We start from the raw sequence: 19,631 nt of genomic DNA, 5'->3' as shown, positions 1-19,631 counted from the left end.
ATTCCGGCCGCTCAGTCCACTGCCACCGGCACGCGGTGACCCACGCCACGTGCCACGGTGCGGCCGTGCGCGGGTGCCACCAGCCGGGAACGCAGGGCCAGGAGGGTCAGCAGGGCCAGCACGGTGCCGCCCATCGGCACCAGGAAGCCGGCGCCGTCCCGAAGGCGGTCCTCCAGCTGCCCGGCGACCGTGACGGCGGCCGCCTGGCCCAGCGCCACGGCACCGGTCAGCCAGGTGAAGGCCTCGGTCCGGGCGCCCGCCGGGACCAGACTCTCGACCAGGGTGTAACCGGTGATCAGGGCGGGCGCGATGCACATGCCGACGAGCAGGCCGAGGCCGGCGAGGACCAGGACCGAGTGGGCGGCCCACAGGCCCGACGCGGTGAGCGCCAGGGCCGTGTAGCCGACGACCAGGCGTCGCTGCGGGGCCGCCTTCCAGGCGATGGCGCCGCAGACGATGCCGGAGAGCATGTTGCCCGCGGCGAAGACGCCGTAGAGGACGCCGTTCAGGCCGGGTTCGCCGATCGACTCGGTGAACGCGGCCAGCGAGACCTGCATACCGCCGAAGACGGAGCCGATGCCGAGGAAGGTCACGATCAGCACGCGCACGCCGGGGACGCGCAACGCGGAGACGTGCTCCACGCGCGCGTGGCCGTCGCGTGAGACCGAGGGCTGGGAGCCCTTCTGCGCGGCGAACAGCAGACCGCCGAGCAGGGTCAGCGAGGCCTCCGTGACCAGGCCTGCGGCCGGGTCGACGGCCGTGCACAGGGCCGTGGCCAGCAGCGGGCCCACGACGAAGGTCAGTTCGTCCGTGACCGACTCGAAGGCCGCCGCGGTGGTCATCAGCGGCGAGTCCTTGAGCTTCACGCCCCAGCGGGCCCGCACCATGGGCCCGACCTGCGGCACCGAGGCGCCGGTCGGGACGGCCGCCGCGAACAGCGCCCACAAGGGAGCGTCCGCCAGGGCCAGCGCCGTCAGCGTCAGCCCGGCCAGCGCGTGCAGCAGTACCCCGGGGATCAGCACCGCGCGCTGCCCGTAGCGGTCGGCGAGACGCCCGCTGTAGGGCGCGAACAGGGCCATGGAGACACCGGTGACGGCCGCGGCGGCGCCCGCCGCTCCGTAGGAGCCGGTGGTGTGCTGCACCAGCAGCACGATGGAGATCGTCAGCATCGCGAACGGCTGGCGTGCCGCGAAGCCGGGGAGCAGGAACGCCCAGGCGCCGCGGGTGCGCAGCAGCCGGCCGTATCCCGGGCGGGCGGAAGCCGTCGAGTTCTCCGAGCTCTCAGGGGGCTTCGGGTTGCGCGACTTCTTCGAGGTGACCGTGGACGCCACGGCCCGTGCCTTTCTGCCGCCTGGTAGCGCGGCCCGGTCAGCGGGCGGCGCCGAGAGCTGTCCTCTTGCGCGGAACTGCGGTAGATGCCGGGGCCCGGTGAGGAGGGGTGACCCGACCGCCATACGGTCGCGCCAGCTCTGCGTCAGGCAGAGTTGGTTCGATCTTGGGTGACGCCTTCATCGTACAGGCGCCGGGGGCTAGCCGCCTGTGAAAAAGAGCACCACGGACTCGTCCGCCTGTGAAACCTCGGGGTGTGAAAGGTGTGAAACCCATCCGTAACACCCCCACACCCCGGGCCCGCCCCCCCGGCAAAGCCCCCTCAGCGGCGCCCTTGGCGCCCCGCCCCGTCCGTCCCCAGCCATCCGGCCAGCTTGCCGCCGTGTCCCACCGCGCGCAGCCGGCTCTCCGTCGCGTCCCGGACGGGGTCCGTGGCGACCACGAGGAGCTCGTCCCCCCGTTGCAAAATCGTCGTCGGCAGCGGAACGAACGATTCGCCTCCGCGCACGATGAGCGTGACGGCGGCGCCGTGCGGCAGCCGCAGCTCGGCCACCTCCACGCCGTGCATCTTCGACTCCTGGGGGATCGCCACGGACAACAGATGGCCGCGCAGCCGCTCCAGCGGGGCCGACTCGATGCCCAGGTCCGCGGCCTCCGAATCCTCGCCGAGGCGCAGCTTGCGGCCCAGCCAGGGCAGCGTCGGACCCTGGACCAGGGTGTAGACGACGACCAGGACGAAGACGATGTTGAAGATCCGGCGGCTGGTGTCGACGCCCTCCACCATGGGGATGGTCGCCAGGATGATGGGCACGGCCCCGCGCAGTCCCGCCCAGGACATCAGGACCTGCTCCTGCCAGGGAGCCCGGAACGGGGTCAGGCAGAGCACCACGCTCAGCGGACGCGCCACCATGGTCAGCACCAGGCCGATGACGAGCGCGGGCACGATGTCGTCGCCCAGGTCGTGCGGGGTGACCAGCAGGCCGAGCAGGACGAACATGCCGATCTGGGCCAACCAGCCGAGCCCGTCGGCGAAGCCGCGCGTGGCCGGCCAGTGCGGCAGCCGCGCGTTGCCCATCACCATCGCGGCGAGGTAGACGGCGAGGAAGCCGCTGCCGTGCGCCAGCGCGCCCGCCGCGTACGCCACCACGGCGATGGCCATCACGGCGATCGGATACAGGCCGGAGGCCGGCAGTGCCACGTGCCTCAGCCCCCAAGAGCCCAGGAACCCCACCGCGAGGCCGATGGCCGCGCCGATGGCCAGCTCCAGCAGGATCACACCCAGCAGTACGTACCAGGGGTCGACCGGGCCCGCCGTGGACAGCGAGACCACGAGGATGACCACCGGGGCGTCGTTGAAGCCGGACTCGGCCTCCAGCGTGCCCTTCACGCGCGCGGGGAGGGGGATCTTGCGCAGCACGGAGAACACGGCCGCCGCGTCGGTCGAGGAGACGACCGCCCCGATGATGAGCGCCTGCCGCCACTCCAGACCGATCAGGTAGTGCGCGGCCGACGCGGTGACCCCGACGCTCACCGCGACACCGGCCAGCGCCAGTGTCGTGGCGGCCGGCATCACCGGCTCGATCTCCTTCCACTTCGTGCCCAGACCACCTTCGGCCAGGATCACGACCAGGGCCGCGTATCCGATGACCTGGGTCAGCTCGGCGTTGTCGAAGTGGATGTCGCCCACGCCGTCCTGGCCCATGGCGACGCCTATCCCCAGGTAGACGAGCAGGCTGGGGAGCCCGCTGCGCGAGGAGATCCGTACCGCTGCGACGGCGACGAGCAGGACGAGCGAGCAGACGAGCAGGAGCTGGTTGAGGTGGTGAATAGTCAGCGGCCGAATCCTTCCCTGGCTCACACGCACCGCGCGTGGGCTCACGTACATCGCACATGACGCTGTCGGCGCACCGCGCCAACTACTTCGTTACCTTACCTAACTCTTGACGATTTCTTGACGCTTCCGAGCGCAAGATCGAACGTCAGTCCGGGCTTGTTCCCGACTCCGCGTCAAGGGGCGCAAGGCCCTGCGCCTATCGTTGCTCCAGCGCTCAGTTAAAAGCACAGCCGAACCTGCCGCTCGCGTTAGGACAGCAAGGACAGCGATGCCCCCCAACACCACCGCCTCCACGGGTCAGCAGCCCGGCAAGTCCGGCAGGAGAAAGGGGCGCAAAGCCCGTCTCGTCGTGCTCCTCCTGGCGCTGGCCCTCATCGGGGGCGTCGCCTTCGGGGGGTACTGGTCCGTCAGCACCGTCCGGGCCTCCTTCCCGCAGACCAAGGGCACCCTCCAGCTCAAGGGCCTCTCGGGACCCGTCGAGGTCAAACGCGACAACTACGGCATCCCGCAGATCTACGCCTCCTCCGACGCGGACCTGTTCATGGCGCAGGGCTACGTCCAGGCGCAGGACCGGTTCTACGAGATGGACGTGCGCCGCCACATGGCGGCCGGGCGGCTGTCGGAGATGTTCGGCAAGAGCCAGGTCGACAACGACGCGTACCTGCGCACGCTCGGCTGGGACCGGGTCGCCAAGGAGGAGTACGACACCAAGCTGTCGGCCGCCACGAAGAAGTACCTCCAGGCCTACGCCCAGGGGGTCAACTCCTACCTCCAGGGCAAGGACGGCAAGGACATCTCCCTGGAGTACGCGGCGCTCGGTTTCACCAACGAGTACAAGCCGCAGGCGTGGACCCCGGTCGACTCGATCTCCTGGCTGAAGGCGATGGCCTGGGACCTGCGCGGCAACATGCAGGACGAGGTCGACCGCGCCCTGCTGACCAGCCGCCTCGGCCCGAAGCAGATCGCCGACCTGTATCCGGAGTACCCGTACAGCCGGAACAAGGCGATCGTCCAGGAGGGCCAGTACAACGAGCTGAACCGGACCTTCGAGCAGGGCGGCACCGCGAGCGGCACGAGCGGTACGAACGGCACGAGCGGCGCGAACGGCGCGAGCGGTACCGCCGGCGCATCCTCGGGCAGCTCAGGCACCTCGGGCAGCTCAGGCACCTCGGGCTCCGGCACCGCCGGCCTCCAGGGTCAGCTCACCGGCCTCACCAAGGTCCTGGACGACCTCCCGCCGGCCGTCGGCGTCAACGGCGACGGCATCGGCTCCAACTCCTGGGTGGTCCGCGGGAAGTACACCATCACCGGCAAGCCCCTGCTGGCCAACGACCCGCACCTGTCGCCCTCGCTGCCGTCCGTCTGGTACCAGATGGGCCTGCACTGCCGCAGCGTCTCCAGCGCGTGCCAGTACGACGTCAGCGGCTACACCTTCGCCGGTATGCCGGGCGTGATAATCGGTCACAACCAGGACATCGCCTGGGGCATGACCAACTCCGGCGTCGACGTCACGGACCTCTACCTGGAGAAGATCGCCGGCAACGGCTACCTGTACGACGGCAAGGTCAAGCCCTTCGAGACGCGCGAGGAGACCATCAAGGTCGCCGGCGGCCCGCCGAAGAAGATCGTCGTCCGGGAGACCAACAACGGGCCGCTGCTGTCCGACCGTGCCGACGAGCTCGTGAAGGTCGGCAAGAAGGCCTCCGTCGACACCGCCGCACCCGACCGGGGCGACGGCTACGGCGTCGCCCTGCGCTGGACCGCCCTGCAGCCCGGCACCACCATGGACGCCGTCTTCGCCATGGACAGGGCGAAGAACTGGACCGACTTCCGCAAGGCCGCCGCGCAGTTCGAGGTGCCCTCGCAGAACCTCATCTACGCGGACACCGAGGACAACATCGGCTACACCCTGCCGGGGAAGATCCCCACCCGCTCGGAGGACGACGACGGCTCCGTCCCGGCGCCCGGCTGGGACCCGAAGTACCGCTGGACCGGCTACATCGACCAGGACGCGCTGCCCTACGAGTACAACCCCGAGCGCGGCTACATCGTCACCGCCAACCAGGCCGTGGTCGACCCGGACAAGTACCCCTACACGCTCACCGCGGACTGGGGCTACGGCACGCGCAGCCAGCGGATCACCGACCTGATCCAGTCGAAGATCAAGGACGGCGGCAAGATCTCGACGGACGACATGCGCCAGATGCAGCTGGACAGCAGCAGTGAGATCGCCCGGCTGCTGGTGCCCACGCTGCTGAAGATCGACCCCGAGAACAAGGACGTCCGCGAGGCGCAGAAGCTCCTCGAGGGCTGGGACTACACCCAGGACGCCGACTCGGCCGCGGCCGCCTACTTCAACGCGGTCTGGCGCAACGTCCTCAAGCTCGCCTTCGGCAACAAGCTGCCCAAGGAGCTGCGCCCCAAGGGGCAGTGCCTGTGGGTCAAGCCGGTCAACACCACCGGCCCGGCCGACGAGGCGCAGGAGACGCGCGAGTGCGGCCAGCGCGACCCCGACCAGGCGCAGCCGGACGGCGGCGACCGTTGGTTCGAGGTGGTCCGGGGGCTGATGGAGCAGCCGGACAGCGACTGGTGGAAGACGCCCGAGGTGGGCACCCGGCCCGCGGCCGTCAACCGCGACCAGCTGTTCAAGCGGGCCATGATCGACGCCCGCTGGGAGCTGACCGCGAAGCTCGGCAAGGACATCGACTCCTGGAGCTGGGGCCGGCTGCACCGTCTGTTCCTGAAGAACCAGACCCTCGGCACCGAGGGCCCCGGTTTCCTCCAGTACACCCTCAACCGCGGCCCGTGGGAGCTGAGCGGCGGCGAGGCGACGGTCAACGCGACCGGCTGGAACGCCGCCGGTGGCTACGGGGTCGTGTGGGTGCCGTCCATGCGGATGGTCGTGAACCTCGGCGACCTCGACAAGTCACGCTGGATAAACCTCTCCGGCGCCTCCGGGCACGCCTACAGCGCCCACTACGTCGACCAGACCGACAAGTGGTCCGACGGCGAACTGCTGCCGTGGTCCTACTCGGACAAGGCCGTCGAGACCGGCACGACCGACAAGCTGGTGCTCAAACCGTGAGCCACTGAAACGGCCCTCCACGCGCGCGTGGAGGGCCGTTTCGCGTTCAGTCGGCCCGTGGCCGGAACCGGCGTACTCCCGAGGGCGTCACCACCGCGTGCACCGGCCGGTCGTGCGGCTCCGCCGGGACGCGCTCGACGACCTCCGTGTCGTACAGCAGCACCACCAGCGAGGGATGCGCCCCGGCCCGCTCCAGCCGCGCCAGGACCCGGTCGTAACTGCCTCCGCCGCGCCCGAGGCGCATACCGCGCGCGTCGACGGCCAGCCCCGGCAGCAGCACGGCGTCGGCGGCGGTGACGGCGTCCGGACCGAGGCGCTCGCCCGTGGGCTCGAAGAGGGCCATCCTGCCGCCGTGTTGGACACGCGCGAGCGAACCCTCCCCCGTGTAGACGCCCCAGTCCAGGTCGTTGTCGGGCAGCAGGGCCGGAAGCAGGACGCGCACGCCCCGGGCGCACAACGTGTCGAGGAGCGCGAGCGTCCCCGGTTCGCTCCCCACGGAGACGTACGCCGCCACCGTGCCGGCCTGGGCCAACTCGGGCAGTTCCAGTGCCCGCCCGGCCAGCACGGCCGAGGTTTCCCGCAGGTCATCCGCCGTCAACCTGTTCCTTGCCGCGAGGAACTCTCGTCGCAACATCCGCTTGTCAGGCTCACCCGGACGTTCGATGTGACTCAAGGGTTGCTCCCGTACCGTGTTAATACGCTCATATGAGCGTCTATGAACCGGAGCCGCAGATTCCGTCCAAAGGCACCGGATAGGGTGGCGGGCATGACTCAGTCGCACCCTCGGATCAGCAAGGCTGTCATTCCCGCAGCAGGCCTCGGCACCCGGTTCCTGCCGGCCACCAAAGCCACTCCCAAGGAGATGCTGCCGGTCGTGGACAAGCCCGCGATCCAGTACGTGGTCGAGGAGGCCGTCGCCGCGGGTCTCGACGACGTCCTCATGGTGACGGGCCGCAACAAGCGCCCCCTCGAGGACCACTTCGACCGCAACTACGAGCTGGAGTCGGCGCTTCAGAAGAAGGGCGACGCCCGCCGCCTCGCCAAGGTGCAGGAGTCCAGCGACCTCGCGACCATGCACTACGTCCGCCAGGGCGACCCCAAGGGCCTCGGCCACGCCGTCCTGTGCGCCGCCCCCCACGTGGGCGACGAGCCCTTCGCCGTCCTCCTCGGCGACGACCTGATCGACCCCCGCGACCCCCTGCTGCAGCGCATGGTCGAGGTCCAGGAGCAGCGCGGCGGCAGCGTCGTCGCGCTCATGGAGGTCGCTCCCGAGCAGATCCACCTCTACGGCTGTGCGGCCGTCGAGACCACCGAGGACAGCGACGTGGTCAAGGTCAGCGGCCTGGTCGAGAAGCCGGAGCCGGCCGACGCCCCCTCCAACTACGCGATCATCGGGCGCTACGTCCTCGACCCGCACATCTTCGACATACTGCGCCGGACCGAGCCGGGCCGCGGCGGTGAGATCCAGCTCACGGACGCGCTCCAGCAGCTCGCCGCCGACGAGAAGATCGGCGGCCCGGTGCACGGCGTCGTCTTCAAGGGCCGCCGCTATGACACCGGCGACCGCGGCGACTACCTGCGTGCCATCGTCCGCCTCGCGTGCGAACGTGAAGACCTGGGCCCGGACTTCCGGACCTGGCTTCGCAGTTACGTAGCCGAGGAGATGTAACACGTTGAGCAGCGCCGCGCCCCGCGTCACCGGCCAGGACCACTCGGGCCCCGACCACCTCTGGTCGGTGGACGAGCACCTGGAGGACATCCTCGCCACCGTCCGCCCCCTGGAACCCATCGAGCTGCACCTGCTCGACGCCCAGGGCTGCGTCCTGGTCGACGACATCACGGTGCCGGTGTCCCTGCCGCCGTTCGACAACAGCAGCATGGACGGGTACGCGGTGCGGGTCGCCGACGTCGCGGGCGCGAGCGAGCGGTTCCCGGCGGCCCTGGAAGTCGTCGGGGACGTCGCCGCGGGCCAGGCCGAGCCGCTCCACGTGGGCCCGGGCCAGGCGGCCCGGATCATGACCGGCGCCCCGCTGCCGCCCGGCGCCGAGGCGGTCGTGCCCGTCGAGTGGACGGACGGCGGGCTCGGCGAGGGCCCGGTCCGCGGTATGCGCGCCCGCGCCCTCGCCCCCGAGGGCGCCACCGGGCACGTGCAGGTGTACCGCCCGGCCGAGCCCCGCGCGCACGTGCGCGCCAAGGGCAGCGACGTGAAGGCCGGCGACCGCGCCCTGGAGGCCGGCACCGTCCTCGGCCCGCCGCAGATCTCCCTGCTCGCCGCGATCGGCCGCGGCACCGTCCGGGTGCGCCCGCGCCCGCGCGTGGTGGTGCTCTCCACCGGCAGCGAACTCGTCCAGCCCGACGAGGAGCTGCGCACCGGTCAGATCTACGACTCCAACAGCTTCGCCCTCACCGCCGCCGCCCGCGACGCCGGCGCCATCGCCTACCGCGTGGGCGCCGTCGCCGACGACGCCGAGACCCTGCGCTCCACCATCGAGGACCAGTTGGTCCGCGCCGACCTGGTCGTCACCACGGGCGGCGTGAGCGTCGGCGCGTACGACGTCGTCAAGGAGGCGCTGTCGCACGTCGGCGACGAGGACGAGGCGGGCAGCGGCATCGACTTCCGCAAGCTCGCCATGCAGCCCGGCAAGCCCCAGGGCTTCGGCTCCATCGGCCCCGACCACACCCCGCTGCTGGCCCTGCCGGGCAACCCCGTGTCGTCGTACGTCTCCTTCGAGCTGTTCGTCCGCCCCGCGATCCGCGCCCTCATGAGCCTGGAGGACCTCCACCGGCCGACGACCCGGGCGACCCTGGCCGCCGACAAGGCGCTGACCTCCCCGAAGGGCCGCCGCCAGTTCCTGCGCGCCACCTGTGCCGGCGGACGCGTGACCCCGGTCGGCGGCGCCGGATCCCACCTGGTCGCGGCCCTCGCCCACGCGGACGCGCTGATCGTCGTCCCCGAGGACACCGAGTCCGTCGAGCCGGGCACCGAGGTCGAGGTGGTCCTGCTCGGCTGAGTCCCGCAGGTTGGGGGTACCGTGTCGCGCACAGCAGGCCCGGACCGGGAGCGCCACACAGCATGAGCACGCAGGACCCCCCTCCGCAGGACACCCCCACGCAGGACCGACTGACGCACATCGACGAGGCGGGCGCCGCCCGCATGGTCGACGTCTCGGAGAAGGACGTCACCGCGCGCACCGCACGCGCCAGCGGACGCGTCCTCGTCTCGCCCCGGGTGATCGAGCTGCTGCGCGGGGAGGGCGTCCCCAAGGGCGACGCCCTCGCGACCGCGCGGATCGCCGGGATCATGGGCGCGAAGCGCACCCCGGACCTCATCCCGCTCTGTCACCCCCTGTCGGTGTCCGGTGTGAAACTGGACCTGTCGGTCGCGGACGACGCCGTGGAGATCCTGGCCACCGTGAAGACGACGGACCGCACGGGCGTCGAGATGGAGGCCCTCACCGCGGTCTCCGTCGCCGCGCTCACCGTGATCGACATGGTCAAGGCGGTCGACAAGGGAGCGGTCATCACGGACGTACGGGTGGAGGAGAAGACGGGCGGCAAGTCGGGCGACTGGAGCCGAGCATGACACCGGACGCACCGATCGGCGGGGCGCTGCCCGCGCCGTACCGCGCGCTCGTCGTCACCGCCTCGAACCGGGCCGCCGCCGGGATCTACGAGGACAAGGGCGGCCCGCTGATCTCCGACGGCCTGAAGCGCTTCGGCTTCGAGGTCGACGGCCCCCAGGTCGTCCCCGACGGCGACCCGGTGGAGGCGGCCCTGCGCGCCGGTGTCGAGGCCGGCTACGACGTGATCGTCACCACCGGCGGCACGGGCATCTCCCCGACCGACCGCACCCCCGAGGCGACCCGCCGGGTGATCGACCACGAGGTGCCGGGCATCGCCGAGGCCATCCGGGCGTTCGGCCGGGAGAAGGTGGCGACCGCGGCGCTCTCCCGGGGCCTGGCCGGAGTGGCCGCCGGGACGCTGATCGTCAACCTGCCCGGCTCCAGCGGCGGTGTGAAGGACGGACTGGCGGTCCTGGAGCCGCTGCTGGTCCATGCCGTCGAGCAGCTCCGCGGCGGCGACCACCCCAGACCCAGCAGCGGGGGTGCGAGCTGAACAGCCCATCCTGGCCCGTCGAGCTGGTGGACGGCGACATCGTCCTCAGGCCGATAAAGCTGCGCGACCAGCGGGCGTGGCGCGAGGTCAACCGGCGCAACCGCGACTGGCTGCGCCCCTGGGAGGCCACCATTCCGCCGCCCACGCCCGGCGGGCCGATCGCGCACCGCCCGACCTTCCGCCAGATGGTCCGCCATCTCAGGTCGGAGGCGAACGCGGGCCGGATGCTGCCGTTCGTCATCGAGTACCAGGGGCGGCTGGTGGGGCAGTTGACGGTCGCCGGGATCACCTGGGGCTCGATGTGCTCGGGGCACGTCGGGTACTGGGTGGACGAGTCGGTGGCCGGCCGCGGGGTGATGCCGACGGCGGTGGCGCTCGTGGTGGACCACTGTTTCCGCACCGTCGGACTGCACCGCATCGAGGTCTGTATTCGCCCCGAGAACGCGCCGAGCCGCCGGGTGGTGGAGAAACTCGGATTCCGGGAGGAGGGGCTCAGGCCGCGTTATCTCCACATCGACGGCGCCTGGCGCGACCACCTCGTCTTCGCGCTCACGGCGGAAGAGGTGCCGGACGGGTTGCTCAGACGCTGGCACCGGGCACGATCGCAGAGTAATCCGGGAATCCGGCACCGCCCCGGTAATTGAATAAATGTTCGAAATTGATCGGCCGATGACCGTCTCGGGGCATTGAATTCCCGACCTCGGTGGTCTGCTGATCGCATCGGTCACAAAAAAAGTTCGAAATATCAGCCAGATCGTGCGACACACCGGCGCAATTGGCGGATGGCCTCACGCAAACCCCTCTACGGTGTGAGACGTGAGCAGCAGCGGCCTCATCTACGCAGTCATTGTCGGGGCCTGGGCCGCCTACTTGGTGCCGATGTGGCTCCGTAGGCAGGACGAGCTGAACGAGGCCCGTCCGACGGAACGCTTCAGCACCGCCATCCGGCTGCTGTCCGGACGGGCGGGGATGGAGCGCCGGTACGCCAAGGACCTGCGGGCGCGCTCCACCGACGAGGGGGAGCAGGACGCCGACGACCTGGACGCCGTCACCGACTCGGTGGACGTCCGGGCCTTCGCCGTGTCCAAGACCCGTCCGCAGACCCAGGTACCCGTACCGTCGCCCGCCCCTGAGCAGGCCCACCCGGCATCCGGGCCGAACGCGGCGAATGCCGACCGCCGGCGCGACCGGGTGCCCCCCGCGCGGCGCGGCCCGTCACCCCAGGCCCAGGCGGCCGCAGCACGAGCCCGGCGCTCAAAGGTGCTCGCGCGCCGCCGGCGCACCACCATCATGCTGTTCCTCGCCTTCACCCTGGGTGCGATCGTGGCCGCGGTCGGAGGCCTCGCGTTCCTCTGGGCCCCGGGCGTGCCCGCCGTGATGCTGAGCGTGTACATCGCGTACCTGCGCTCCCAGGAGCGCCGCCGTTTCGCCTACCAGATGGACCGCCGCCGGGCCGAGGCCGCCGCCCAGCGGCTGCGGGAGCGGCAGCGCCAGCCCCGTCGGCGTGCCTTCGCCGACGAGGAGGCCGACGAACCGGAGCAAGGCCCCGAGCCGATGGCCGACCCCGGCCTGTCGGCCCTCGCGGCGGACCGGCGCGCCCTCGTCGAGCAGACCGACCACGCCGAGTGGGTCGACCAGCAGCGCGAGCGCCAGCGGCGGCCGGGACAGGGCGACAGCTGGGAGCCCGTGCCGGTGCCCCTGCCGACCTACGTGACCGCACCCGTCGCGCCCCGGGCCACCAGCGACGTCGACCTCGGCGCGCCCGACACCTGGAGCTCGGCGCGGTCGAGCGCGGTCACCCCCGAGCACGAGCACGCAACGGCCGACGCCGACGGCGCGGACCCGGTCGGGACGGAACCGCACCCGCACGAGAGAGGGGACGACGACGGGCGCAGTGACGCCCGCCGCGCGGCCTCCGCACGGCGGGCACGAGAGCGCGGCCGCACGCCCCTGTTCGACCAGTACGAGGACGGGGACCGGCCCCGGGCCGCCAACGAGTAGACCCGCGAAGCCGCAGGTGGCCGCCCCGCGGGAACGGATTTCCAAGCAGGCCGATCGGGGTGCTAAAGTTTCACTCGTTGCAAGGGCCTGTGGCGCAGTCCGGTAGCGCACCTCGTTCGCATCGAGGGGGCCAGGGGTTCAAATCCCCTCAGGTCCACGCACAGCTCAGAGCCCCGGTCGGGAAACCGACCGGGGCTCTGACGCATGTTCAGCGCCACACGTGTCAGAGGCTCTTCGCGAAGCAGCGGCTCGCCTCGTGGTGGCGGTAGTAGCCGAACTTCGCACACGGCTCGTAGCCGCTGGACGTGTACAGGGCTATGGCCTCCGGCTGCTTCAGGCCCGTCTCCAGGACCATGCGGACCCGGCCGGCCGCCCGGGCGTCCTCCTCCAGAGCGGCCAGGATCCTGCGGGCCAGACCCCGGCCGCGCACCTGCTCGACCACGAACATGCGCTTGAGCTCGGCGTCGCCGTCCAGGTTGCCCTCGTCGTTCACGTCCTGGGCGCGCCAGCCGCCCGAGGCGACCGGGGTGTCGTGCTCGTCGTACGCGATCAGGTAGATGCCGTTCGGCGGATCGAAGTCCGACGAGGCCATGGGCGTGGCGTCGCCGTCGTCGCCGTAGCGGACGGCGTACTCGGCCTGGACCTGATCGTTCAGCTTCACGGCGTCGGGGTGGTCGAAGGAGACCCGGCGTATGCGCATGCAAGCTACGGTATTCGATCCGGATCTGGACCTGGTCCAGTGTGCGGGTATCGTGCCCGGGTGCTCACTGTGACCTCTGTGAATGTGAACGGGCTGCGTGCCGCCGCGAAGAAGGGCTTCGTGGAGTGGCTCGGGCAGACGGAAGCCGATGTGCTGTGCCTCCAGGAGGTGCGCGCCGAGCCGGAGCAGCTGCCCGAGCACGTCCGTACCCCCGAGGGGTGGCATGTGACGCACGCGCCGGCCGCCGCCAAGGGCCGGGCCGGCGTCTCCCTCTACACCCGTCGCGAGCCCGACCGGGTCCAGGTCGGGTTCGGGTCGGAGGAGTTCGACGGCAGCGGGCGGTACGTGGAGGCGGACCTGCCCGGGGTCACCGTCGCCTCCCTCTACCTCCCCTCGGGCGAGGTCGGCACCGAGCGGCAGGACGAGAAGGAGCGCTTCATGGGCGAGTTCCTCGCCCACCTCAAGGGGCTCCGGGAGCGGGCCGCCGCCGAGGGGCGCGAGGTGCTGGTCTGTGGCGACTGGAACATCGCCCACCAGAAGGCCGACCTGAAGAACTGGCGCGGCAACCAGAAGAACTCCGGGTTCCTGCCCGAGGAGCGCGAGTGGCTCGGGCGGGTGCTCGACCCGGCCGACGGCGGGTACGTCGACGTCGTACGTGCCCTGCACCCGGACACCGAGGGGCCGTACTCGTGGTGGTCGTACCGGGGACGGGCCTTCGACAACGATTCAGGATGGCGGATTGATCTTGCCGTGGCGACTCCTCGGCTTGCGGCACGTGCCGTCAAAGCAGTGGTGGAGCGAGCGGCCAGCCACGAGGAGCGGTGGTCGGACCACGCGCCGGTGACGGTGGTCTTCGAGAGGTGACGCGGACCGAGCGAGGAGGCCGGGAACGGCGGCCTCGCTCGTCCGTCAGAGCTCGAGGCTCAGTTCGCGGCGTCCAGGCCTTCACCGAGAGTAAAGGTCAAGCGTGAGGTGTCCGGTCCCCTGAGCCGGGTGGTGTCACCGCCGCAGCGACCCTTGGCGACCGTGACACGGACGCCGCTTTCGAGGAGCTGCTCCCGGGAGACGGCCGCATCTGTGGCCGTGGCCTCGCGGTAGCGGTGAACCGCGTACTCCTCAAGCCAGTCGGACCGCATCGCGGCGGAAGCCGTGCACACCTCGCTGCGCGCGGTCGCCCGGCACACGTAGTCGCCGTACGGGTACCCCTTGCGCACGGCGAAGTACAAGCGTCCGCCGCAGCCTGAACAGTGCGCGATGCCAGTGAGCATCGCAGGCGTCCGACTTCGTGCGCGACGGGTCCCGTTGGAACGAGCCAGAAGAACCTCTTGCAACGTCTGGAACTCCTCGGCGGACAACACCGGCTGCCCGATAAGTACGGGAGCGCCGGATGTGTCGCGGACTGTCTCGCCTCCATGCGTCCGGTGGCCCATCAACGACGGACTTCGCAGGACCTTGGACAGCGTGCCTGAGGTCCAGCGGAATCGGTCGAAGTCACGTCCATGACGACGACCACCTGTCGGTGCTCCGTGAAGCTGGGCATGGCGGTCGCGTGGCACGAGTACACCTGCATCGTTCAGCTCGCGTGCGATGGCGACCAGCGACCGCCCCGCATGCACCTCTTGTACGATCTTGTGGACCAGGGCGGCGGACTCGGGGTCGGGAGTCAAACCCCATCCGCTGCCAGAGGGATGGGGCGCCTTCCGGTAACCGAAGGGGACCAGCCCGCCGCCGTAGCGGCCGGTCGCGCGCAGTGCCGCATGACTGCTGCTGAGCCGGTCGGAGATGGTGCGTGCTTCCACCTCGGCGTGGTGTGCCAGATCCATGCAACGCCGAATGGTCGAGCTGCCCGCCTGTGGTGTGACGACGAGTGGACAGTCGGCGTCGGGCAGGCCGAAGACGAGTGTCCGGGCGTGCTGCCGTCCCCACGCGATCAACTCGGCCATGTGTGCCATCGACCGCACCGCGCGATCCACGTGTGCCCAGACGACCGCTTCGTACTCGTGAGGCCGACGCAGCCAGGACGACAGGGCGGGCCTCTCGAACGGGACGTCCGGCGGGCGGATACCCCCAGGTCGGAAGCCTCGGCGACCAAGGCGAAGCCCAGCCCTTCGGCGCAGAGCTGGATGGCCGACCGCTGTCGACTCGGCGAAGTCGTCACGCTGGTGAGGCAACTGAGACGTAGAGCGGCAAGGGCCCTCGGTCGCCCGACAGATGGGGAATACGGACGGCGCGGGGTTGATCGGGGGCTACGCTCAAGCACGTCGACGCTCCTTGGAGGTGTCGGCCACGCCTCGGGGCTGCTGACACAGTCGCCGGGGCTTTTTCGATCTCACTCTCGGAGTGTGAGCGGGAGTCCGTGCCTCATAAGCCTGAAATGTGACCCGATGGAGTGAACGTAGGAGCTACGCCTGCCTTCGCATCCGCCGGTCCAACGCCAGCGACAGCTCCGCCTCCACCACGCTCCGGGCCAGTGGGCGCAGGCGGGGCAGGTCGTTCTCGGAGGCGTGGCGCAGGACCAGGTCGGTGAAGAGGTCGGCCAGGGCGTCGGCGTGGGTGCGGACCTGCTTGGCGGCGCGGAGGACCTCAGCGAGGGGGATGCCCTCGTGGACCAGGGCCGAGGAGACGTCCAGGAGGCGGCGGCTGATGTGGACGATCTCGCCGCCGTCGGTGCCGAGGTAGCCCAGTTCCATGGCGGCGGCGAGGTTCTCGGGGGTGGCCTCGCCGGCGAAGTGGTCGGCCAGTTCCTCGGGGGTGAGGTGAATCGGTTCCTCCTCGGTCGGGGCGCCGACGCCGAGCAGGTCGCCGACGTCCCGGCCGTGGTCGAAGGCCTCCGCGAGCTCCGCGATGCCGCTGAGGGTGTGGCCGCGTTCCAGCAGGGCCGTGATCGTGCGCAGCCGGGCCAGGTGGTCGTCGTCGTACCAGGCGATGCGGCCCTCGCGGCGGGGTGGCGGGATCAGTTTGCGTTCGCGGTAGAAGCGCAGGGTGCGCACCGTGATCCCGGCCAGGCGGGCCAGCTCTTCCATGCGGTATTCACGCTTCTCGGCCACCTGGGCACCTTAAGGCGTACCAGGGGTAACTTCCTCGTCCCGCCCCCTACCCATCAGTACGCCGCTGCCCTACGCTCCCATTGCGCCAGTGTTCACTGGCACGGTCCTCGTGGTGTGTGGAGGTGTCGGCATGGGCGAACGCGAACAGGGACGCGAACACGAACGCGAGCATGTGCGGGTCGCGGTGGTCGGGTCCGGGTTCGGCGGGCTGGGGGCCGCCGTACGGCTGCGCCGCGAGGGCGTCACCGACTTCGTCGTCCTGGAGCGGGCGAGCAGCGTCGGCGGCACCTGGCGGGACAACAGTTACCCGGGGTGCCGGTGTGACGTGCCGTCGCATCTGTACTCGTTCTCCTTCGCGCCCAACCCCGACTGGCCGCGCACCTTCTCGGGGCAGGAGCACATCCGCGCCTACCTGGAGCATGTGACGGACGTGTTCCGGCTCCGCCCGCACCTCCGCTTCGACTCGGAGGTGAAGCGGATGACCTGGAACGGCGACCGGCTGTGCTGGGACATCGAGACCAGCAGCGGGAGCCTGTCGGCTGACCTCGTCGTGTCGGCCACCGGGCCGCTGTCCGACCCGAAGATCCCGGACGTCCCGGGGCTGGACTCCTTCCCCGGCGAGGTCTTCCACTCGGCCCGCTGGGACCACGACTGCGACCTGCGCGGCAAGCGCGTCGCCATGGTGGGGACCGGGGCGTCGGCCGCCCAGATCGTGCCCGCCATCCAGCCCGAGGTCTCGCGACTGACCCTGTTCCAGCGCACCCCGCCCTGGGTCATGCCCCGCGTCGACCGGGACATCAGCGACGCCGAGCGGTGGCTGCACCGGCAGCTGCCCTTCACCTCGCAGCTCAGGCGCGGACTGCTGTGGGGCATCCGGGAGTTGCAGGTCCAGGCGTTCACCAAGCATCCCAAGCAGCTCGGCCTCGTCGAGGACCTGGCCCGGCGCAACATGGCCCGCTCCATCAAGGACCCGGCCCTGCGAGCGAAACTCACCCCCGACTACCGCATCGGCTGCAAGCGGATCCTGCTGTCCAGCGACTACTACCCGGCGCTCGCGCAGCCCAACGTGGACGTGGTGGCGAGCGGGCTCGCCGAGGTGCGCGGCTCCACTCTCGTCGCCGTCGACGGCAGCGAGGCCGAGGTGGACGCGATCGTCTTCGGGACCGGCTTCCACGTCACCGACATGCCCATCGCCGAGCGGGTCGTGGGCGCCGACGGGCGGACCCTCGCCGAGAGCTGGAAGGGCGGTATGGAAGCCCTGCGCGGCGCCAGTGCCGCGGGCTTCCCCAACTGGATGACGATCATCGGGCCCAACACGGGTCTCGGGAACTCCTCGATGATCCTCATGATCGAGTCGCAGCTGAACTACCTGGCCGACTACGTCCGCCAGCTCGACGTCCTCGGCGGCCGGGTCGCCCTCGACGCCCGCCCGAGCGCCGTGCGCGCCTGGAACCACCGGGTGCAGGAGCGCATGAAGCGGACCGTGTGGAACACCGGCGGCTGCACCAGCTGGTACCTCGACGCGAGCGGCCGCAACACCACCATCTGGCCCGGCACCACCGGAGAGTTCCGGCGGGCGACGCGGCGGGTGGACCTCACGGAGTACGCCGTCCTGCGGGCCCCCGTGACGAAGAAGGCCGAGAATAGCGAGAAGGCCGGGAACGCCGAGAGCAAGGCCGGGGTGGACGCGTGAGCCGTCTCCTGCACGTCGACTCCGGCCCCTACGCCCCGCCCGCCCCCGCGCGGGAACTGACCGCCGTCTCCGCCGACGGGGCCCGCCTGCACGTCGAGATCCACGGGCCCGACGGCGGCCCCGCCGTCGTCCTGGCCCACGGCTGGACCTGCTCCACCGCCTTCTGGGCGGCGCAGATCCGCGAACTGGCCGCCGACCACCGGGTCATCGCCTACGACCAGCGTGGCCACGGACGCAGCCCCGCGAGCCCCGCGTGCAGCACCGACGCGCTCGCCGACGACCTGGAGGCGGTCCTCACCGCCACCCTCGCCCCGGGCGAACAGGCCGTCATCGCCGGGCACTCCATGGGCGGCATGACCGTGATGGCGGCCTCCGGGCGGGCCGTCTTCCGCGCGCACACCGCCGCCGTCCTGCTGTGCAGCACGGGCAGTTCGCAGCTGGTCGCGGCCTCCACCGTCGTGCCGATGCGGCCCGGGCGGCTGCGCACCTGGCTGACCCGGCGGATCCTCGGCTCCCGCGCCCCGCTCGGGCCGGTCACGCCCCTGGCCCGCCGGATCCTCAAGTACGGGACGATGGGACCCGGTTCGGCCCCGCACATGGTCGAGGCCTGCGCCCGCATCGTGCACGCCTGCCCGCGCAAGGTCCGCCACACCTGGTCGACCGTGCTGGACCTGCTCGACCTCGACCACGGCGTGCGGGAACTGGACGTGCCCACGGCCGTGGTCGTCGGTACGGCGGACCGGCTGACGCCGCCGGTGCAGGCCCGGGCCCTGGCCGCCGCGTTGCCGCACTGCACCGGTCTCACCGAGCTGCCCGGCATCGGCCACATGACACCGGTCGAGGCGCCCGAACTCGTCGGCGCGAAGATCCGGGAACTCGCCGGCGCACACATCCACGTCGTGACCGAGGAGAGCGCATGAGCAGGGTGAACCTCGAAGGGAAGGTCGCCGTGGTGACCGGGGCGGCGCGCGGCGTGGGGGAGCTGCTGGCCCGCAAGCTCTCCGCGCGCGGCGTGAAGGTGGCGCTGGTCGGCCTGGAGCCGGACGCCCTCAAGCAGGTCTCCGGGCGGCTGCACAGCGACAGCGACCACTGGTACGCCGACGTCACCGACCACGAGGCGATGGCCCGGGTCGCGAGTGAGGTCGAGGCGCGCTTCGGCAGGGTGGACATCGTCGTCGCCAACGCCGGTGTCGCCACGGGCGGGCCGTTCGCCGAGTCCGACCCGGAGTCCTGGCGGCGGGTGATCGAGGTCAACCTGGTCGGCTCGGCGGTGACCGCCCGTGCCTTCCTGCCGCTGCTGACGCGGAGCCGGGGCTATCTGCTGCAGATCGCGTCCCTCGCCGCGATCACCCCGGCGCCGATGATGACCGCCTACTGCGCCTCCAAGTCCGGCGTGGAGGCGTACGCGCACAGTCTGCGCGCCGAGGTCGGGCACCTGGGCGTGAAGGTCGGCGTCGGGTATCTGTCCTGGACCGACACCGACATGGTGCGCGGGGCCGACCAGGACGACGTCATGCGGGAGTTGAGGCAGCGACTGCCCTGGCCGTCCAACAAGACCTACCCCCTGGGTCCCGCGGTGGACCGGCTCGTGGCCGGGATCGAGCGGAGGTCGAGCCATGTGTACGGGCAGTGGTGGCTGCGCGGCATGCAGGGCGTGCGCGGATACCTGCCCGGGGTGATCGGCACGGTGGGGCAGCGGGAGATGCGGCGGTTCGCGGACCGGCTGACGGGCCTGCGCACGGGCCTCGTCGGGGCGGGCGGAGCGGCCGACGAACAGCACAGGACTACGCTCCGTAAGTGATCGACATGCGGACGGTCACGACCCG

At 71.0% G+C, this 19,631-nt stretch carries 17 protein-coding genes and 1 tRNA gene; 12 read left to right on the top strand and 6 right to left on the bottom strand.

Annotated features, from left to right (window positions below):
* Positions 1–11: 11 nt before the first annotated feature.
* Together SSQG_RS16200 and SSQG_RS16195 are read right to left on the bottom strand one after the other, a co-directional pair.
* On the bottom strand, positions 12–1,331 hold the full coding sequence (locus SSQG_RS16200; RefSeq protein WP_003990869.1) for an MFS transporter: 1,320 nt from the start codon (positions 1,329–1,331) through the stop codon (positions 12–14).
* A 320-nt stretch (positions 1,332–1,651) separates the two neighbouring features.
* Positions 1,652–3,214, bottom strand: coding sequence for a potassium/proton antiporter (locus tag SSQG_RS16195; protein WP_003990867.1), 1,563 nt, complete (start codon positions 3,212–3,214; stop codon positions 1,652–1,654).
* Positions 3,215–3,431: 217 nt separating this feature from the next.
* Between SSQG_RS16195 and SSQG_RS16190 the strand changes: the two genes are divergently transcribed.
* On the top strand, positions 3,432–6,248 hold the full coding sequence (locus SSQG_RS16190) for a penicillin acylase family protein (RefSeq protein ID WP_003990866.1): 2,817 nt from the start codon (positions 3,432–3,434) through the stop codon (positions 6,246–6,248).
* Between the two features lie 46 nt (positions 6,249–6,294).
* Here the strand turns inward: SSQG_RS16190 and SSQG_RS16185 are convergent, their stop codons facing one another.
* On the bottom strand, positions 6,295–6,882 hold the full coding sequence (locus SSQG_RS16185; RefSeq protein ID WP_052310292.1) for a 5-formyltetrahydrofolate cyclo-ligase: 588 nt from the start codon (positions 6,880–6,882) through the stop codon (positions 6,295–6,297).
* 132 nt (positions 6,883–7,014) lie between these two features.
* Between SSQG_RS16185 and galU the strand changes: the two genes are divergently transcribed.
* The 7 genes from galU to SSQG_RS16150 all read left to right on the top strand — a co-directional run bounded on the left by galU (position 7,015) and on the right by SSQG_RS16150 (position 12,522).
* On the top strand, positions 7,015–7,917 hold the full coding sequence (gene galU / locus SSQG_RS16180; RefSeq protein ID WP_003990864.1) for a UTP--glucose-1-phosphate uridylyltransferase GalU: 903 nt from the start codon (positions 7,015–7,017) through the stop codon (positions 7,915–7,917).
* 4 nt (positions 7,918–7,921) lie between these two features.
* Positions 7,922–9,259 carry a gephyrin-like molybdotransferase Glp gene (glp, locus tag SSQG_RS16175; RefSeq protein ID WP_003990863.1) on the top strand — a complete coding sequence of 446 codons (1,338 nt, stop codon included), beginning with the start codon at positions 7,922–7,924 and terminating at the stop codon, positions 9,257–9,259.
* Between the two features lie 62 nt (positions 9,260–9,321).
* Positions 9,322–9,831 carry a cyclic pyranopterin monophosphate synthase MoaC gene (moaC, locus tag SSQG_RS16170; RefSeq protein WP_003990862.1) on the top strand — a complete coding sequence of 170 codons (510 nt, stop codon included), beginning with the start codon at positions 9,322–9,324 and terminating at the stop codon, positions 9,829–9,831.
* Positions 9,828–10,364, top strand: a complete 537-nt coding sequence (locus tag SSQG_RS16165; RefSeq protein ID WP_003990861.1) for a MogA/MoaB family molybdenum cofactor biosynthesis protein — start codon at positions 9,828–9,830, stop codon at positions 10,362–10,364. Before moaC ends, SSQG_RS16165 begins: the two co-directional genes overlap by 4 nt.
* Before the next feature lie 23 nt (positions 10,365–10,387).
* Positions 10,388–11,008: a GNAT family N-acetyltransferase gene (locus tag SSQG_RS16160; RefSeq protein WP_039932853.1), complete on the top strand. Its 621-nt coding sequence runs from the start codon at positions 10,388–10,390 to the stop codon at positions 11,006–11,008.
* A gap of 172 nt (positions 11,009–11,180) precedes the next feature.
* Complete coding sequence (gene glpR, locus SSQG_RS16155; protein WP_003990859.1) at positions 11,181–12,365, top strand: gephyrin-like molybdotransferase receptor GlpR; 1,185 nt, start codon at positions 11,181–11,183, stop codon at positions 12,363–12,365.
* 83 nt (positions 12,366–12,448) lie between these two features.
* A tRNA-Ala gene (locus tag SSQG_RS16150) sits at positions 12,449–12,522 on the top strand.
* Positions 12,523–12,588: 66 nt separating this feature from the next.
* Here SSQG_RS16150 and SSQG_RS16145 read toward each other — a convergent pair.
* Complete coding sequence (locus tag SSQG_RS16145) at positions 12,589–13,065, bottom strand: GNAT family N-acetyltransferase (protein ID WP_003990858.1); 477 nt, start codon at positions 13,063–13,065, stop codon at positions 12,589–12,591.
* Positions 13,066–13,125: 60 nt separating this feature from the next.
* Between SSQG_RS16145 and SSQG_RS16140 the strand changes: the two genes are divergently transcribed.
* A complete protein-coding gene (locus SSQG_RS16140; protein WP_039932851.1) occupies positions 13,126–13,929 on the top strand; it encodes an exodeoxyribonuclease III in 804 nt (267 codons plus the stop codon).
* Positions 13,930–13,988: 59 nt separating this feature from the next.
* On the opposite strand, the gene SSQG_RS16135 is transcribed toward SSQG_RS16140, so the two are convergent.
* Both SSQG_RS16135 and SSQG_RS16130 read right to left on the bottom strand, forming a co-directional pair.
* Positions 13,989–15,008, bottom strand: a complete 1,020-nt coding sequence (locus SSQG_RS16135) for a recombinase family protein (RefSeq protein ID WP_158681051.1) — start codon at positions 15,006–15,008, stop codon at positions 13,989–13,991.
* A gap of 459 nt (positions 15,009–15,467) precedes the next feature.
* Complete coding sequence (locus SSQG_RS16130; protein ID WP_003990855.1) at positions 15,468–16,112, bottom strand: MerR family transcriptional regulator; 645 nt, start codon at positions 16,110–16,112, stop codon at positions 15,468–15,470.
* A gap of 130 nt (positions 16,113–16,242) precedes the next feature.
* Between SSQG_RS16130 and SSQG_RS16125 the strand changes: the two genes are divergently transcribed.
* Genes SSQG_RS16125 through SSQG_RS16115 form a run of 3 tightly spaced genes read left to right on the top strand, consistent with a single transcriptional unit; the run spans position 16,243 to position 19,606 of the window.
* Complete coding sequence (locus tag SSQG_RS16125) at positions 16,243–17,805, top strand: flavin-containing monooxygenase (protein WP_003990854.1); 1,563 nt, start codon at positions 16,243–16,245, stop codon at positions 17,803–17,805.
* On the top strand, positions 17,802–18,725 hold the full coding sequence (locus SSQG_RS16120; RefSeq protein ID WP_003990853.1) for an alpha/beta fold hydrolase: 924 nt from the start codon (positions 17,802–17,804) through the stop codon (positions 18,723–18,725). Before SSQG_RS16125 ends, SSQG_RS16120 begins: the two co-directional genes overlap by 4 nt.
* Positions 18,722–19,606, top strand: coding sequence for an SDR family oxidoreductase (locus SSQG_RS16115; RefSeq protein ID WP_003990852.1), 885 nt, complete (start codon positions 18,722–18,724; stop codon positions 19,604–19,606). The genes SSQG_RS16120 and SSQG_RS16115 overlap by 4 nt, the downstream gene beginning before the upstream one ends.
* Positions 19,607–19,631: the final 25 nt, after the last annotated feature.

The organism is Streptomyces viridochromogenes DSM 40736 (genome assembly GCF_000158955.1).
Classification (GTDB): domain Bacteria; phylum Actinomycetota; class Actinomycetes; order Streptomycetales; family Streptomycetaceae; genus Streptomyces; species Streptomyces venetus.
The sequence above is the reverse complement of the archived record's forward strand: the minus strand, read 5'-3'. Positions and strand labels throughout refer to the sequence as shown.